Annotated in this window: 11 protein-coding genes; 4 read left to right on the top strand and 7 right to left on the bottom strand. The window is 34.2% G+C overall.

Annotated features, from left to right (window positions below; all coding sequences use genetic code 11):
• Nucleotides 1-108 precede the first annotated feature (108 nt).
• Together LPB87_RS19145 and LPB87_RS19140 are read right to left on the bottom strand one after the other, a co-directional pair.
• The gene (locus LPB87_RS19145; RefSeq protein WP_230728953.1) at nucleotides 109-1,506 is read right to left on the bottom strand and encodes an MATE family efflux transporter; all 1,398 of its coding nucleotides are present in this window, start codon (nucleotides 1,504-1,506) and stop codon (nucleotides 109-111) included.
• A gap of 222 nt (nucleotides 1,507-1,728) precedes the next feature.
• Entirely contained in the window at nucleotides 1,729-2,337 is a 609-nt protein-coding gene (locus LPB87_RS19140; RefSeq protein ID WP_129538557.1) for a nitroreductase, read from the bottom strand.
• A gap of 431 nt (nucleotides 2,338-2,768) precedes the next feature.
• On the opposite strand from LPB87_RS19140, the gene LPB87_RS19135 reads away from it, so the two are divergent.
• From LPB87_RS19135 to LPB87_RS19120, 4 genes are read left to right on the top strand one after another with little or no spacing between them, the layout of a single operon-like run.
• Nucleotides 2,769-4,610, top strand: coding sequence for an IucA/IucC family siderophore biosynthesis protein (locus tag LPB87_RS19135; protein ID WP_230728952.1), 1,842 nt, complete (start codon nucleotides 2,769-2,771; stop codon nucleotides 4,608-4,610).
• A gap of 31 nt (nucleotides 4,611-4,641) precedes the next feature.
• A complete protein-coding gene (locus LPB87_RS19130) occupies nucleotides 4,642-6,450 on the top strand; it encodes an IucA/IucC family siderophore biosynthesis protein (RefSeq protein WP_230728951.1) in 1,809 nt (602 codons plus the stop codon).
• A 19-nt stretch (nucleotides 6,451-6,469) separates the two neighbouring features.
• The gene (locus LPB87_RS19125) at nucleotides 6,470-8,863 is read left to right on the top strand and encodes a TonB-dependent siderophore receptor (RefSeq protein WP_230728950.1); all 2,394 of its coding nucleotides are present in this window, start codon (nucleotides 6,470-6,472) and stop codon (nucleotides 8,861-8,863) included.
• Nucleotides 8,864-8,867: 4 nt separating this feature from the next.
• Nucleotides 8,868-10,022: a hypothetical protein gene (locus tag LPB87_RS19120; protein ID WP_230728949.1), complete on the top strand. Its 1,155-nt coding sequence runs from the start codon at nucleotides 8,868-8,870 to the stop codon at nucleotides 10,020-10,022.
• A gap of 348 nt (nucleotides 10,023-10,370) precedes the next feature.
• Here the strand turns inward: LPB87_RS19120 and LPB87_RS19115 are convergent, their stop codons facing one another.
• From LPB87_RS19115 to LPB87_RS19095, 5 genes are all read right to left on the bottom strand, one after another.
• Nucleotides 10,371-10,967, bottom strand: coding sequence for a GNAT family N-acetyltransferase (locus tag LPB87_RS19115; protein WP_230728948.1), 597 nt, complete (start codon nucleotides 10,965-10,967; stop codon nucleotides 10,371-10,373).
• A 143-nt stretch (nucleotides 10,968-11,110) separates the two neighbouring features.
• On the bottom strand, nucleotides 11,111-12,442 hold the full coding sequence (locus LPB87_RS19110; RefSeq protein WP_230728947.1) for a lysine N(6)-hydroxylase/L-ornithine N(5)-oxygenase family protein: 1,332 nt from the start codon (nucleotides 12,440-12,442) through the stop codon (nucleotides 11,111-11,113).
• A gap of 8 nt (nucleotides 12,443-12,450) precedes the next feature.
• On the bottom strand, nucleotides 12,451-13,869 hold the full coding sequence (locus LPB87_RS19105; protein WP_230728946.1) for an aspartate aminotransferase family protein: 1,419 nt from the start codon (nucleotides 13,867-13,869) through the stop codon (nucleotides 12,451-12,453).
• Between the two features lie 289 nt (nucleotides 13,870-14,158).
• The gene (locus LPB87_RS19100) at nucleotides 14,159-14,785 is read right to left on the bottom strand and encodes a response regulator transcription factor (RefSeq protein WP_129538565.1); all 627 of its coding nucleotides are present in this window, start codon (nucleotides 14,783-14,785) and stop codon (nucleotides 14,159-14,161) included.
• 406 nt (nucleotides 14,786-15,191) lie between these two features.
• Nucleotides 15,192-17,573: a TonB-dependent receptor gene (locus LPB87_RS19095; protein ID WP_230728945.1), complete on the bottom strand. Its 2,382-nt coding sequence runs from the start codon at nucleotides 17,571-17,573 to the stop codon at nucleotides 15,192-15,194.
• Between the last annotated feature and the right edge of the window lie 132 nt (nucleotides 17,574-17,705).

The raw sequence follows: 17,705 nt of genomic DNA, 5'->3' as shown, positions 1-17,705 counted from the left end.
AGCGGTTTTTTTATATGTTGTGAAGATTGAAATCTATTTTGAATCTGTGAAGACTTTCTTTTTTAAAGTTTCTGTCAAATTAATTGGTTTAATTATAATTTAAATCTTTTACAACTTCACCGTTTTCCATTTGCCGGTTCTAAAAACTAAAATGCTACTGGTAGCCAATACTATTTCCGAAATTAGGATTGCAATAAATATTCCTTTTGGTCCCCATTCGTAATAAGTCCCCAGTAAATACGATAATGGAAGCTGAATCATATAAAACATTAGGATATAAAGTACCGTCACCGTGTTTACACTTCCGGCTGCATTTAGCGCACGAGAGATTACCATGGTGTAACCGAAGAAAAAGTAAGCAATAGCCATATACTGCAGATAGGTACTTGCATAAGAAAGGATTTGCTCATCATGGGTAAAAAATCCTGCCAGAGTTTTAGCGTAAAACATTAAAAAAATGGCAATAAGCCCCAGAAAACACATATTAAAGGTTCCTGTTTTCCATACCGAAGCTTCTGCCCTTTCTGGCTGTCTTGCGCCAAGGTTTTGCCCGGTCAATACACCAGCCGCATTAGCAATTCCGTAAGCAGGTAAAACACTAAACATAATAATCCTATTGGCAATAATATAGCCGGCCAGTACATTTTCGCCAAGTTTTGCAACAATAACAATCATTAAAAATCTACTTGAAGAAGGTACCAGATTCTGAATCATTCCGGCAGTTGCAAGTTTTAAGATTCGTTTCATTAGGACAGGAACCATCAACATTTGTCGTTTTCCTATAATAATTGTGTCATTATTTTTAAACAGATACCATAACTGGTAACCAACACTAAAGGCATTTGCAATCACCATAGCTATTGCAGCTCCCAATAAGCCTAGCTTAGGAAATGGACCCAATCCGAAGATTAGTACCGCACATAGCAAACCATTTAAAACATTCGAAAATGCAAGGGTTCGCATCGCCATCGAAGCATCTCCGGAGCCTCTGAACACTCCGTTAATCAAAATACGCATGATCATAAAAATGAGTCCTGCAAACATAGTTTTAGAAAAAGCATTGCCATAGCTGACCAAATGATCAGATCCACCTGCAAAACGCATAATCTCCTGGTTAAAAATTACGGCTAAAACACTGCATATCACAGAAAGGAAAATTCCTAAATAAATGACCTGCATTGCGGTCTGTCCAGCTCTACGAGGTTTTTGTTCTCCTACTCTTCTTGAAATCATTGCGGTTGCCGCAATACTCAAACCCATTGCTACTGACTGAATAAGAATTACTACAGAGTTAGTAATCCCTACGACTGTAATGGCATTTTCGCCCAGACTACTTACAAAAAGAAGATCGACTAAAACAAAAAGTGACTCCATACTAAGCTCTAACATAGTAGGTACGGATAATAAAAAGGTCGCCCTGTTTACATTCCCTGAGGTAAAATTCTTTTCAGTTCCTTGCAATGCAATCCTGAATAAAGTAAATATTGAACGTATTTTTACTAGCACAGTTATTTGTTTTAAAAGAGAAATATTAAGATTTTTTTTGAGAATGATAGCGGTACTGAAAATACACGAATCAATTCGCACTGGTGGGGTTATTATCTGCCTTTATTTTTTTGTAAGTGAAGTTCTAAGCCTTATCCTTATTGCTATAGCTGCAGATTTTCTTTTTAAAATTTAGCTCAACTTTTGTTTCGCATGGTTTTCAAGGTAATTTCAAACCCTTTATTAAATATGCCAGGAAACTTTTTTATCTATAGCTGTTCTTCTTTTGGTTACAGAAAGTGCCGACTCCTCAGGATAACCTATAAAAAACAATCCTAAAGATTGTTCATTAGCCTCAAGACCAAAGGTTTTCACGTATTCTATTGCAGCAGCACTTGAATCCCAATAGGAACCCAATTGATACGAAGTTGCACTAATAGCCATATTTTGCACAGCGCAGGAAACTGCAGCCAATTCTTCCCATTCAGGAATATTCACTTTGGTGCTTTTAGAAAGAATCACTCCTATAAGACAGGCCGCTTTAAGTGGGTATTTTTTAAGATAATTATACTTTGCCGCTTTTTTATCGACATCGGCTATATCCTCATACAGATACTTGTAATAGTCTGCCATATAATTTCCATATTTTTCAAGTTGACTTCCTGCAAGCACAATAAATCTCCAAGGTTCTGTCATTTTATGAGTAGGCGCCCATGTTGCATTAGTTAGAATTTCCTGCAATACAGTATCCGAAAGACTTCCCCCTATATAAGAATCAGCATAAATACTTTTTCTAAATCTAATTAGCTGAGTTGCAACTTCAGATGAAGAACCTATGATACTTGTTTCCATAAACTTTAATAAAGATTTAGTGATAATTTAGATAAAATTAAGTACGAAAAATATGCAAAATAAATTTTGTTATTTAAAATTATTATAAATAACTTTGCTGAAGTAAATCGTTATTTGTAATTAGAATAAATAAAAACAAGACAAATATATATAGTAATTCTCATAAAAACAATATAAATCTTGTTATCACATCCAAAAAAAACTATGTAATCTACTACAGAACCAGACAGCCTAACAAAACACAACCTTCTAATGTTAACTAATTACCCCATAATTATGAAAAATAGAACCATTAGCTTCCTACCCTTAACGGAAAAGATCATTATCAAAATCTTAACAGATTAAAGCAATTAAGTATAGCGCTTAAAAAAAACTTACCTAATCAAAAAGCACACTTTGAAAAGCTAATCATATCCATTAAACCATACCCAATGAAAGAAAAATCCCGAATCGTAAGACATGAGAACGGTCAATTAAACCCTCAACTAGTCACATCACATCTTCAACCTGAAATATGGGAAAAAGTAAATAGAATACAGCTAAGAAAAATGCTATGTGAGTATTCACATGAATTATTACTTAGTCCTCAATTACAGAATACTAACGGAGTATGGGGATTTTACTACCTTAATACACAAGATGGAATAACAGAATATCAATTTCGTGCACAAATACTTGCATTAGATCATTGGCATATTGACACAGACTCTATTGCTAAAACAGTACACGGAAATCCTGAACCTCTTGATGCTGTCGCTTTTCTTCTTGAATTTACAGAAGAATTAGGCTTTACTGATCTAAATCTGCCTACTTACCTTGAAGAAGTAATCAGCTGTCTCTATGGTAGTGCTTATATGCATACTAATAGCGAGTTTTCAGCTAAAGATCTAACAGAAGCAAGTTACGCCGATGTAGAACATGCTATGACAGCCGGGCATCCTTGTTTTGTTGCCAACAGTGCCAGAATTGGCTTTGATGCAGTAGATTATCAGAATTACAGCCCTGAAGCAGCAACACCGCTTTCGCTGGTTTGGGTAGCAGGCCATAAAAATTACACCGAATTTACGAGTATTCCTCCTCTTAGTTACCAACAAGTAATGAAGCAGGAATTAGATACAGACTTAAAAGCATCATTTGATTCAATTCTTATAGAAAAAGGGCTTCAGCCAGAAGATTATATCTTTTTCCCTATTCATCCGTGGCAATGGCACAATAAACTGATTTATTTATTTGCGCCAGATATTGCAGCATCAAAATTGGTTTGTTTAGGTGATAGTAAAGATTTGTATATGCCTCAACAATCAGTACGTACATTTTTTAACGTAAGCAATGTTAAAAGATTTTATGTCAAATCAGCTCTCTCTATTCTTAATATGGGCTTTATGAGAGGACTTTCGCCTTATTTTATGCGAACAAACCCACCAATTAGCGAATGGGTTGCGAACCTTGTAGAGAATGATCCTTATCTTCAGAAAAAGGGTTTTACTACTTTAAAAGAAATCGCTGCAGTTGGTTACACCAATGCGTACATCGAAGAGGCTATAAAAGTAGATTCTCCTTATAAAAAAATGTTGTCTACGTTATGGAGAGAAAGTCCGATGGACAAAATAGCAAATGGTGAACGTCTTATGACTATGGCTGCACTGCTTCACATAGATACTAATGGAAACTCATTGCTGGCGGAATTAATTAAATCTTCCCCTTTAGATGCAAAAGAATGGCTTCAAAGCTATTTGCAATCTTACCTTAGCCCGCTTTTACATTGCTTTTATTACCATGATATGCGTTTTATGCCACACGGCGAAAATCTGATTCTGGTATTCCGTGACAATGTTCCAGTTAGGGCAATTATGAAAGACATTGGTGAAGAAGTAGCTATTGTAAATCAGGAAAAAGAATTACCAGAAACAATCAAACGTATCATTATCAATGTTCCTGAAGATCTTAAAATCCTATCAATTTTTACTCAGATATTTGATTCTTTCTTCAGATACCTAAATCATGTATTGGTAGAACATGTAAATCTGCCTGAAGAAGATTTTTGGAGTCTTGTAGCAGAATGCGTAACAGAATACCAATCAGAATATCCTGAACTGGAGGATAAATTCAGAAAGTATGATTTATTTGATTCAGAGATCATTAAAACATGTTCAAATAGATTGCAAATGCAAAACAGCACAAAAATGCTTGACGCTACCAATCCCTTCAAGAATCAACAATTTGCTGGTACTCTGAAAAATCCACTTTCCATTTATCAGACAAAATTAATCTAGTCCTTCTTTAAAACCATAATACGCTAAAACCATGAATATAGATACGCAAATCTCACCAATACAAGCGTCCAGCCATTTAGAAAAAACAGTTTGGGACAAAGTAACTCGTTTGCACCTTAGAAAAATACTTGCCGAATTTTCTCATGAACGACTAGTTATTCCAAAACTAATCGGAAATAAAGACGACTGGGAAATCTATCAGCTGACAAGTACAGACGGAAAAAACGTCTATCAGTTTAATGCTAGAATTTTAGCTTTAAACCATTGGTATATTGATACTCCATCCATTGAAAAATTTACCGAAGGGGAAACTGCTACATTAGACGCGCTAAGTTTTATCATTGAATTTAAGGCAGAACTTGGAATTCCTGAAGAATCGTTACCTGTTTACCTGGAAGAGGTGTGCAGTACACTGGCAGGAAGTGCTTACCTAAATTATTATGGCAAACCAAATTCAAAAGAACTATTAGACGCCAGTTATCAGCAAACTGAATCTACCATGACAGGTCACCCCCGATTCATCGCTAATAATGGAAGAATCGGTTTTACTTCCAGCGATCACAGAGAATATGCTCCAGAAGCGGCTGCACCATTTTCTTTGGTCTGGCTTGCCGGTCATCGCTCGACTGCTGTGTTTACTGCCGTATTGCCTTTAGATTATGATAAAGTAATGTTACAAGAACTTGGTGAAGAAACGTTGAATAATTTTAACGATCAACTTCTTGAAAAAGGGTTAAATCCTAATGATTATTTTTATATGCCGGTGCATCCATGGCAATGGTTTAATAAATTAGCCAATATATTTTCAGCAGATATCGCGACTAACAGACTGGTTTGTATGGGATACAATGCCGATAAATACCAGCCGCAACAATCGATACGAACATTCTATAATATAACCCATCCTGAAAAATTCTATGTTAAAACGGCTTTATCTGTGCTCAACATGGGTTATGTACGTGGACTATCTCCTAAATTTATGGTGTCTAACCCACCAATCAATGAATGGATTTACAACCTGGTAAAGGATGATAATTACTTACAATCGAAGGGATTTATCATTCTGAGAGAAATTGCCAGTTTGAGTTTTGCTCATCAATATTATGAAACAGCAGTCCCGGGTGATACTCCTTACAAGAAAATGTTTGCCTGTTTATGGAGAGAAAGTCCTGCCGATAAGGTTTCTGAAAATCAGCGTTTAATTACAATGGCAGCATTACTTCATATTGATAATGAAGGTAAAGCTTACCTTCCTGAATTAATACAGGCATCTGGTTTAACAACTTCAAATTGGTTAAGACAGTACTTTAGCTGCTATTTGAGCCCTTTACTTCATTGCTTTTACAAATGGGATATGGTTTTTATGCCTCATGGCGAAAATTTAATCTTGATTCTGGAAGATCATAAGGTTGTTAATGCCATTATGAAAGATATTGGTGAAGAGGTTTCGTTACTTAACTGTAGTTTAGATATTCCTGAAGAAGCTTTGAGACTTGCTGTTAACGTTCCTGACGATCGCAAAACCCTGCCTTTATTTACACAGGTATTCGATTCTATATTCCGATTTATAGCGGCAATACTTGTAGAACATGCTGATTTTCCAGAAGACGAGTTTTGGAAGCTTGTAGCAGAGTGCATCTTAGATTACCAATCTGCACATCCTGAATTCAGTGAATCTTTCCAGAAATTTGATCTGTTTGTTAATGAATTTAGCCCTGATGCTCTAAACAAATTACAATTAAATAATAACAGACAATTGAGAAATCGTGCCAATCCATTTCAAAACCTGCCTTATATCGGCATTGTAAAAAACCCAGTAACACCATTTTACATTAATTAATTTAATAAATAATATTTTCGTGAATTATTTTACATCATTAAACAAGTACATACCCGCGTTGCTTATTACTGCTGCGTTCTTATTATTGTCTTTACAAACTCAGGCACAACAAACCCAATTAGGGGTCATCAAGGGTCAAGTTATGACAGAAGACGGAAAGAAGGTACTGTACGGCACTGTTAACCTAAATGGAAAATACAGTGTAAAAATAGACAAGGATGGTTGGTATATGTTTGATAAACTTACATCAAAAATGAACACCCTTACGGTCAATATCATGGGGTTAGCCCCACAGACAAAAACGGTTACTGTAGAAACTGGGGAGGAAATTTTATTGGATTTTAACCTTACCGCAAATGCCGAAATTCTTAATGAGGTTTTTATTGTAGGTAACAAATATAAAATTACTTCAAAAAAGAAAAGTGAGTATGTGTCGAGGCTTCCGATTTCAAACCTTGAAAATTCACAAGTTTATAGTGTAGTAGACAAAGAACTTATCAAAGAGCAAATGGCTTTAACAGTCGAAGAATCTTTTAGAAATGTTCCGGGAGCTGCACCTGCAAAAACGGGGGCTGGAATGCCCTCTTTTTTCTCGAGAGGTTTTCAAACCAGTGAAAATTTCCGTAACGGAATGGCAACTTATCTGCGCACAGGTGTAGATCTTGCTGCTGTAGAACGTGTAGAAACTTATAAAGGTCCAAGTTCTACCCTTTTCGGAGCACAGATGACCTCATTTGGAGGAATTGTTAATTACATTACCAAAAAGCCATACGATCATTTTGGAGGCGAAATAGGCTATACCATGGGAAGTTGGGACTTGAGCCGTATGACATTAGACATCAATACCCCAGTTAAGGATGCCGAAGGTTTACTGATTCGACTAAACGTAGCTCGTCAGACCGAAAATACCTTTCAGGATCAGGGGAACTCTACTACTTTACTTATTGCGCCAAGCATTACTTATCAGGTATCTGACCGCTTGAAGTTTACGCTGAATGCTGATTTTCAAAGTGCACAAGGAATTACTCCAGCCGGTTGGATTACTTCTCCTACATTGGGGCTAACTAGCTTTAAAGATCTCAATCTGGACTATCGCATATCACTTAATGACAACTCTCTCGTAAGTAAGCAGGCTTCTACCAACGTATTGCTTGATGCAGAATACAAAATTTCTGACCAATGGACCTCTCAGTCCAGATATGCTTATAGCGGTGGTTCTTATGATGATCTTTATATTTTTGATTTCATCTGGCAAAGTAGCTCATCTGTAGATCGCGTATTAAGAACATTTACAGATGAAAAAACAGTGCGAAAAAATTTCCAGCAAAATTTTACAGGAGATTTTAAAATCGGGAACCTCAGAAACAGACTTGTTGTCGGTTTTGATTATTTATCTAGTTACAGATCAACCCGATATGACGGATTGGGATATGGCGGTAAAGTATTTGAACCAGCAAACCTCGATAATCTTGGTGCAACACCAGTGATTCGAATAGAGGACGTTGAATCGATTTTAGCAAAAAGAAACACGGGACAAAACCAGACAAAAGAATCTACTTATAGTGTTTATGCTTCTGATGTTCTAAATATAACAGATCAGCTTTTAGTTATGGCCAGTTTACGTGTAGATCGTTATATTGGTGATGGAACAACAAATACAAAATCCCGCACAACTGTAGGTGACTACAATCAAACCGCACTCTCTCCAAAATTTGGTCTAGTATATCAAATTGTTGAAGAAAAAGTAGCGGTTTTTGGTAATTATATGAATGGATTTAAAAACATTGGTAGCAAACTTCAGCCAAATGGAGAAGTTTCAGTTTTTAAACCCCAAGAGGCTGCACAACTGGAAGGTGGTGTTAAACTTGATTTATCAGACAAACTCAATGCAACTGTAAGCTATTACCAGATTGATGTAACAAACAGTTTAAGAAATGATGTAACAACTCAGGGAACCTATGTTATCCAAGACGGAACGCAAAAAAGTAAAGGACTTGAAATAGAAATTATCGGAAGACCTTTTTCAGGTTTCAACTATGTAGCTAGTTATGGATATAATGATAACGAGTTTACCAAGGCAGCCGAAAATGTATTGGGCAAAAGAGCTGCAGGTACTCCAAAAAATGTGGTTAATCTTTGGGCTAGTTACACTATTGTTAATGGTAAAGCTCAGGGATTGGGACTCGGAATTGGGAATTCTTATGTTTCTGATGCTTTTATAGACAACACAAATACCTTTACACTTAACTCTTATAATCTTCTTGATGCGACTGTGTTTTACAACCGTCCGAAATATCGAATTGGTATTAAAGCCAATAACATTCTGGACGAACAATATTGGGTGAGTGACGGTTATTATGCACGTCCACAAAAGCCAAGCAATTTTATGATCAACTTTACTTATAAATTTTAGTTAAATGGAGCATATCGATCAGAGCGCTTTTAAATCTCAAAGAATACTATTGGGAGTAGTAATGACTTTTGCTATTCTGGATCATACCCGACTCTTTTTTCATTACTGGAACACTAATCCGGCAGATTTAGATCATACCACTTTCTCTTTGTTCTTTACCCGATTTATATCACATTATTTTGCGCCAACAGTTTTCTTTATAGCTGGTATTGAATTATTTCACTGGATGGGTAAGAGAACCAAAAAACAAAATGTATGGCAGTTATTTAAACTGGGCAGTGCACTGATCCTTATTGAAATTTTCGCAAACAATTTTCTGTATATGTTTGATCCTTATTATCGTACGATTGGTGTTTTCATCATTGGTTCATTAGGTTTGTGCCTATACTGTATGGCAGGGTTACAATACTTCAACAGAAGGTTAATTTTATCGATCGCTTTGACTATTATAATAGCGCATCATTTACTGGATTCTTTGCAAATGAAAGGAGATTCTATAAATGCTATTTTCTGGTATTTGTTGCATCAACAAAAATTTATACCTCATGGTCAGAGCTTGTATATTGTAAATTATACGCTACTCCCCTGGTTAGGTGTTCTTTTACTGGGTTATTTTTTTGGATTCTTTTGCAGGTCAGAAAGTTCACTAGTAATTAGAAAAAAAGTACTGTTGTGCAGTGGTTTTACTCTTATTGGATTATTTTTCTTATTGCGTGCCCTAAATGGATACGGAGAATCTTTCCCATGGAAAGGAGGAAATTCAGACCTAATCAGTCTGCTGTCGTTTTTTAATCTCACGAAATATCCAGCTTCATTCGATTTTCTGGCAATCACATTAGGTCCGATTTTCTTGTTCTTAGCTTATGCAGAAAACTGGAAAGGTAGAGTTGCTAATTTCTTTTTTACATTAGGACAGATTCCTTTGTTTACCTATCTCTTCAGTACCCTTATCATTCATTTAGCAGCTATGATTTGGTTATGCTTTAATGGAAAACCATTACAAACGATGGTAATAACGACGGCTTCTTATGGCAAAGATAGTCCATTACTTAATTATGGCTACTCTCTGGCTACAGTCTATATTTTGTGGATTGTATTCGTTTTGATCTGTTATTTCATGATAAAAAAAATAAAACCAATGAATCAAGATTTACTATAAAAATTGTAAATAGTACATTCTAGTAAATAAAAAATGCAGAGAACATAGTTAATATGGTCTCTGCATTTTTTTATTCAGGTTAAATTTACGAGGTCATAAAAACCAAAGTGCAATTTTTACCTCCTTGTTTTATTAAGTTTCTAAAATAATGCACAAAAAGTATATTCATGAGATTGTACAATGAACAAATACCTATAAGAAGCTTCATTCTTAACTGCAAAAAATAAGCGAATCCACTTCTGAATCCGCTTATCGTTGTATTTAACAAAAAAAAACATTGACTTTCGCCCTAATCACTTTGGATTAAAACTACAATACTTATTAATGGATAACTCCAAAATATTACATCTAAATCGATTGCAAAGCCTTATAATAATCCTCGCGTGTACAAAACTCAAGATGTGCTTTTTTGTGAGGTAAATCAATTTCAGTCTGGAACACAAATCCGGCTTTTCTGTTCAATGCATGAATTTTATGATTACGTGCATCAGGTTCAACAACAACACGTTGGTTTTTAGCATCACAAAAAATAAAATCCAGTATTACGGTAAAAATCGTCCAGGTAAACTTATTAACGGGTATTTCTAAGGGCGCTACTAAAATATGCATCCCCTTATCCCCTTTTTCTACTTTATAGTACTCTCCAATACTATCTGTTTCGGGATTGTAACATTCTAATAAAAAGGAAATATCACCATTAAAAATCCCCATGTAAACATTCGTTTTTTCCAGAATTTCTCGGTACGAATCGTACACTTCCTGCAAAGAAAATCCATTCATTCCCCAATAAACTGCATATTCACGATTCACCCAATTATGAAGCAAAGGCATATCAGTCTCTAAGTCTATTGGACGCAATTCAAAAACGCCCATACCAGGAATTGTTTTGACAAAAACAATATCAGAAACAGCTTTATTTTCTATATCAATTATTTTATTATTCATTATCTCTTATCAAGTTAAGCTTATTATTATTTTTAATGAATGTGACATAATCTGATCTTACACTTTCCATAAAAATGATGAAACAACAACCAAGATTATCTCAGTCGATTACAGTCTTATTATCGAATAGCTGAGAGCGTTATTTACAGAATCTCTTCAAAAACATTAGACTCTACAACTTCAGCTACAGCAACACCAAATTCCTGAAAAGCAATTTTTGTTTCAATTGCATAATGCTCAACACCCGTAATTTCTTTGATAATATAAGAATTTCGGTAACAAACCATTCCTAAGTCGGGCGTAACGAATCCATGCGTGTGTAATTCTGCATTCTGAACAAAAATTTCTTCTCCATTTTTGTCAATACTATAATTTCGATTGGCAGCAAAACGTCCTTTATCGTCCCATTGAATTCTATCTGTAATTCCTTTTAGGAAAGGAGGCAATTTATAACCGTAACCTGTTGCTAAAACTAATGCGTCGGTAACATGACGGTATTTTTTATCTTGTTCGGTCTGATGCAATTCCAATTCAAAAGATTGTTTACTTTCGTCAAAATCGGCTTTAATACAAGCGGCATTTGTTCTTAAATTCACATCAATTTCTCCAATCACCTTTTTAGCATAAATAGTGTCGAAAATAGTTTCAATCAGGTCTTTATTAATTCCTTTGTAAAGCAATTTCTGCTCTTTTAACAAATAATCTCTCTTCTCAGCGGGAAGATTGTAAAAGTAATCCACATATTCAGGAGAGGTCATTTCTAAAGTAAGTTTACTGTAATCCATTGGAAAGAAACGGGACGAGCGTGTAATCCAGTTCAACTGATATCCGTACACATCAATTTCCTGCAATAAATCATTAAAAACTTCGGCGGCACTTTGTCCACTTCCTAAAACGGTAATCGATTTTTCTTTTTGTAATGCTGCTTTATTCTGCACGTAAGCAGACGAGTGAATTGCTTTTCCTTTAAGAGTTTGACAGGATTTAGGAATATGTGGTGCAGTTCCCGTACCTAAAATTATCCTTTTTGTCTTGTAATAAGTAATCTTGTTTGTTTTGGTGCAAACTGTACTCACAATGTAAACAGACTCATTATCATCATATTCAATCATCGAAACTTCTGTATTAAAAAATACATTTGGGAGTTTCTTGATTGCCCATTGACAGTATTGGTTATATTCGTTTCTTAACAATAAAAAGTTTTCACGAATGTAGAACGAGTACATTTTGCCCTGTTCTTTTATATAATTCAGAAAACTAAAAGGGCTAGTTGGATCTGCAAGTGTTACTAAATCAGCCAAAAAAGGAATCTGAAGAGTGGTATCCTGCAATAGCATTCCGGGATGCCAGTTAAAAGATTCATTTTTATCAAAGAACAAACCATCCAGATTTTCAATTGGCGCTGTGAGACAGGCCAAGCTCAAATTAAAAGGTCCAACACCAACAGCTATAAAGTCGTATATTTTATTTTCCATAAGGGGGATTAATTTATCAATGTATATTCCTGACCGTGAAGAACAATTAAATTTATAATTTCTTCAATATCAGCCTGAGTTGTAAGAGGGTTAAGAAGTGTAAATTTCAGAAATACTTCATTATAAACTTTTGTACTGGTTATAATGGCTTTTCCTTCATTAAAAATGGCTTTGCGGATGTAACTGTTTAAGCTGCAAAAAGATCCTTCATCCGTTTTCCAGGGTTTATAGCGGAACACAATTGTGCTTATTTCAGGATTATGAATTACTTCAAAATCATCTCTCCTTCTTAAGAAATCTGCAGTAAATAGCGCATTATCAATCGCTTTGTCCATGTAGGTACTTAGTCCCTTTGTTCCGATTATTCTTAGAGTAAACCATAATTTTAAGGCGTCAAATCTGCGGGTAGTCTGTATTGATTTCTTCACCATGTTTGGAATTCCTTCGTCTTCCTGTTCTTTTGAGTTCAGGTAATCCGCATGGTATTTTATATAATCTACATACGATTTGTCTCTCATAAAAAAACCACTTGAACTTACTGGCTGATAAAACGTTTTGTGATAATCTATAGTAACAGAATCTGAAAGCTCAATTCCATCTAATTTATGATTATGCTTCTCACTGATCAATAATCCGCCGCCATAGGCCGCATCAACGTGAAACCATAATTTATTCTCTTTTGCTATTGCTGCAATTTGGGTTAATGGATCAATTGAACCAAAATCTGTGGTGCCACCTGTACCTACAATTGCTATTGGAATATTTCCTAAATCTTTCTGTTGCTGAATTACTTTTTTCAGAGCCTGAACATTCATTTTAAAATCAGTATCAACTGCCACAGGAACAACTGCATTTTGACCTAATCCTAATAAACTTAAATTCTTCTTTAAGCTAAAATGACTTACTTCAGAACATAAAACTCTAAATTTTGATGCATCTGCAGGAAGCCCGTCCATTTTAGGGTCCATATTATAATTCTTTTTCACAAAATGATCTCTCGCTAAAAGTAATCCCATCAAATTTGACTGTGTTCCTCCGCTTGTGAAAATCCCATCTGCTCTTTCCGGATACCCCAATTTTTCAATCGTCCAATCTATCAGCTTCAATTCGATAAAAGTAGCTCCGGTACTTTGATCCCAAGTATCCATTGACGAGTTTAAAGAAGAGATAAACGCTTCTGCAACAAGCGTAGGTGTCAAAATTGGGCAGTTTAAATGAGCTATGTACTTTGGGTTATGAAAATGAATACAGTCATTTAGGTAAATGCCTTTAAGCTCGTCTAAAACATATTCTAAACTGTTTCCCTGATCTTTTTCTTCAAGTACTATTGCATCAACTTTTTCTTTAATCGAAGAAATACTTGCACCTGTAAAAGGAGTATCTCTGCTTTCTAAATGATTTGCAATTAGTTTAATTGTTTTTTTCATACTCTTCTTGTAAAGAGAAATCGATTTTTTGTTATTAGAAAAAATATGCTTGACATGTTTTTTTTCTAAAATCTTTTTTAATTCAATTGTGCTTATCTGTTCTCGTGTTTCCATTGACTTGTTTTATTTAGATTCATTCTAAAGAATAGTTTTTAACAAAAGTATATCCCATAAAAACGAAAGTCAATACTATACGAATAGTAAATAAAATTATACAAAAGAGGTACTAGCAATACTACATATGTAGTATAAAATTGGTAAAAAAAAGGATTATTTACTTAGTTTTGAATTATATTAATTTTCTGTCAATTGCATATAAAATAAGCTCTGGAGTGGTATGTCTGCCCGTTTTTTTCATAATATTTTTTCTATGAGTTCTAAATGTATGAATACTTATAAAAAGGTTGGAAGCAATGCTTTTTCCATCATTACCTTTAGCAATCTGCTTTAAGATTTCAGACTCTCTAAAAGTTAGTTTCTCTTTTAAATCAGATGCTGGTGAAATAAGCACATCTACAAGAATATTTAATATTTGCGGACATAAGTAACGTTCACCGTTTTCGATTTTATACAAAGCATCAAAAATAGTTTGCTCCTGACAGTCCTTTGAAATAAATCCATTAATATTTTCTTTGAGAAAACTACTAATCGTTTGTTTATTCTTAAAGTAAGATAAAATGATAATTTTACAATTTGGAGAGTTCAGCCGTAGCTGCTTGAAATCATCATCATAAAATAAAAAAATATTATTCGGATCAATAATTAAATACTCCACTGTATTTTTCTCCAGATGAATAATTAGTTCATCTTTTGAGCCTACCACGGTTAAACTTGATTTCTTCACAAACTTTTTTAGCGTCTGTTTCAATCCGATTATATGCAAGTTTTCAGAATCTGCAATCAGGAAATTTCTCATTATTCATGTTGTTTAGATTTGGTCTAAACAAAAATAACAAATAAATATCACATTATTGTATTAATTTTTAGCACTTATGCGAATACAAAGAAAGAAACTAAGTACAAAAAAAGAAACCTTGATGGCAAGTTTAAGGAATTGTACGCGGATAAAATAGATTCGCTAAAGCGAAAATACAGATAACACGGATTTCCCTCTATGTTACTATTAAAATCTGTTTTTATCAGCGTCTTTTCTTTTGCAAATCCGTGTCATTCGCATCCTTTTATAGCCAATTGTCTAACAGACTCACTACTCTCAGTTTCTTTGAATCTTTGTCCTTGAGAATCTTAAAAAAAACTTTCAGAATAAAAAAATGTTCCTGATAAAATACCAGGAACATTTTTATAATACTAAATATATTGTTTTAGAAACTGTAACCAACAGCTAGATTAAATCTTGTTCCATTTCCTCGAGTATAATTGGCATTTGTGCCATAAAATTGAGAAGTTGTAGTATAATAATCTTTGTTAAGTAGATTCTCAATACCAAGTTTCACTCTAATTTGACTAGTTACTTTATAAGCTGTAGCTAAATTCCACAAATTAAATGATTTAATAGGCCCTTCACCAATAGCGTAAGCTCCTTTGGCATTTGGTTTAAAATAATCACGATCACCTACATACATCCAATATACTTCTACATTTAACCTTTCGTTACCAAATTTTGCATAACCTGTCATTTTAACTGGAGGGATTCTGTTCGATTTTAGATAAATATCATTATCTCCATAAAAACGACCATCACCATCTTTATCTCCTCTACCCTGAACATAGGCATAATTTCCTCCTATCGTAAGTTCTTTAATTACTTGATAATCGGCTTGAATCTCATAACCCCAAACACGCTCTGGTAAACGTTCAGCAAGTAAGAAGCCATCAACTTGAATTAAGTTTGTTCCTAGTTTAGAAGTACTGTAATAATACGCTGCACTCATATTAAACTTCCCTAATTGGCTGCTAAAACCACCCTCGTAGTTATTAACGATAATTGGTTCAGTTTCTAATTTAGAGATAGCATCTTGTTTGGCTGCGGTAAGTACTCTACCTAAATCAAATATTGAAAATGCTTGAGAGAAACTTATAAAAGGATTGAAGAATTTAAATTTAGAATATCTTAAACCTGCATTAAAAACGAATGCCTCATAGTTAAGCTCTCCTCCTTTTACAGCCACGCTCCCTGCTCCATTAGCTCCTGTTGCAAGTGTATTGTAATCTTCTATATTTATTTTGATGTTTTCTGCACGTAATCCTGCTTTAAGTGTCCAATCACCAAAAAATTGAGTAGATAATTGTGCATAAGGAGCTAGATTAACCATATCAATGTTTGGAACCCAAACTCTACCATCAACTAATTTTTGATTTGTTTTATCATTTAGTAAATCAAAACCGTAAGTTACGTCACCTGTAACATTGGTAGAAATTATGACTGGAGTATTTAAATAAACTCTTACTCCCTTTTTAGTAGATGCTGTTTGTGATTGCCCAGTACCATAAAAAAAAGCAGAATTAGAAAAAATGGTTAAGAAATCTTGATAATATAAATTAGCAGTTAAGTTAGTTTTTCCAAAAATATTCTTATTTATATACTGTAAATTAATATTGTGATTATAGCGAGTACCTTCATCCGAGCCTAATCTATTTCCTAGTACACCAATTGCAGGACTTACACCATAAACGCCATTTTTAAGTATAAAATCAGAATCTTGATTAGAACTAAAATAATTGTACATAAAATCAATTCTTTGCTTATCTGTAAGGTCATATCCAAGTTTAGTAAAAACATTATAAGTTTTAGTTTCACCTAATCCATATTCAGGTGAGATAACTTCACCTTTTGCATCACGAAAAACGCCTGTTTTTTCATAAACACCACCTACGAAGTAATTAAATCGCTTCATTTTTCCATAAAACTGTTGCAAAAGTCTGTAACCAATAACGCTATCTCCTTTAATATTACCATTAGTGCCTGCTTCGCTATATCCAGAAAATTTATTTTGTGTCTTACTCGATTTTGTAATGTAATTAATCAAACCACCATCAGCACCGTTACCATAAATTGCTGTAGCGCCTTTAATAACTTCGATGCGTTCAATAACCGAAGGGTCAATCGAACGAATTTCTCTACCTGCTGATTTTAAAGGTGTAGATTGCGGAATACCATCAATAAGAACCAAAGGATTTCTTCCTCTTAACGTTTGACCGTAATTTCCAGTATTATTAGTTGCAGAACCTAAACCAGGAACTGCATATGCTAATACATTAGCAATATTTGGACTTACTATCGATAAGTTGTCTATATCGTTTGCCTTTATTACCGTTACAGATGAAGGAGTTTTTGATAATGTTTCAACCTTTCTGCTTGCCGAAACTATAATCTCATCTAGTTGAGAATCATCTCTTACTTGCTTCGCATTAGAAGCTTTTAATAATAAACTTAGAGTAGTTGTTCCGTTATTTGATACACTTATCTCCTGTTCTATAGTTTCATATCCTTTTAAAGATGCTTGTATAGTATAAATATTACTACCCACTTTATCAAATTTAAAACTTCCGTCAGCACCTGTTGTAGTACTAAATTTAGAAACTTTAAGAATTATATTTACTCCTGCAACTGGTTTTCCGTTAGAGGTGGTTATTTGCCCTTTTATTTTTCCTTGGTGGTGTTGTTGTGCAAAAGAAATAAGGAATGAAAATAAAAAACCAATAATAAATACGATCTGTGTCGTTTTTGAATTATGATATTTCATTAATTTTTAAATTTGGTTAGCTACTTGTTTTTATTAGTTCTAAATAAAAACAACGCAAATGTAAATATTAATAATCCTTTAACAAAAAATATTTAGATTAATTCTACATAGTTTGTGTTAAAAATTTTCTAA

The sequence above is a fragment of the Flavobacterium sp. EDS genome, assembly GCF_020991525.1.
In the GTDB taxonomy this organism is placed as follows: Bacteria; Bacteroidota; Bacteroidia; order Flavobacteriales; family Flavobacteriaceae; genus Flavobacterium.
This window is presented reverse-complemented; position numbering and strand designations above follow the sequence as displayed.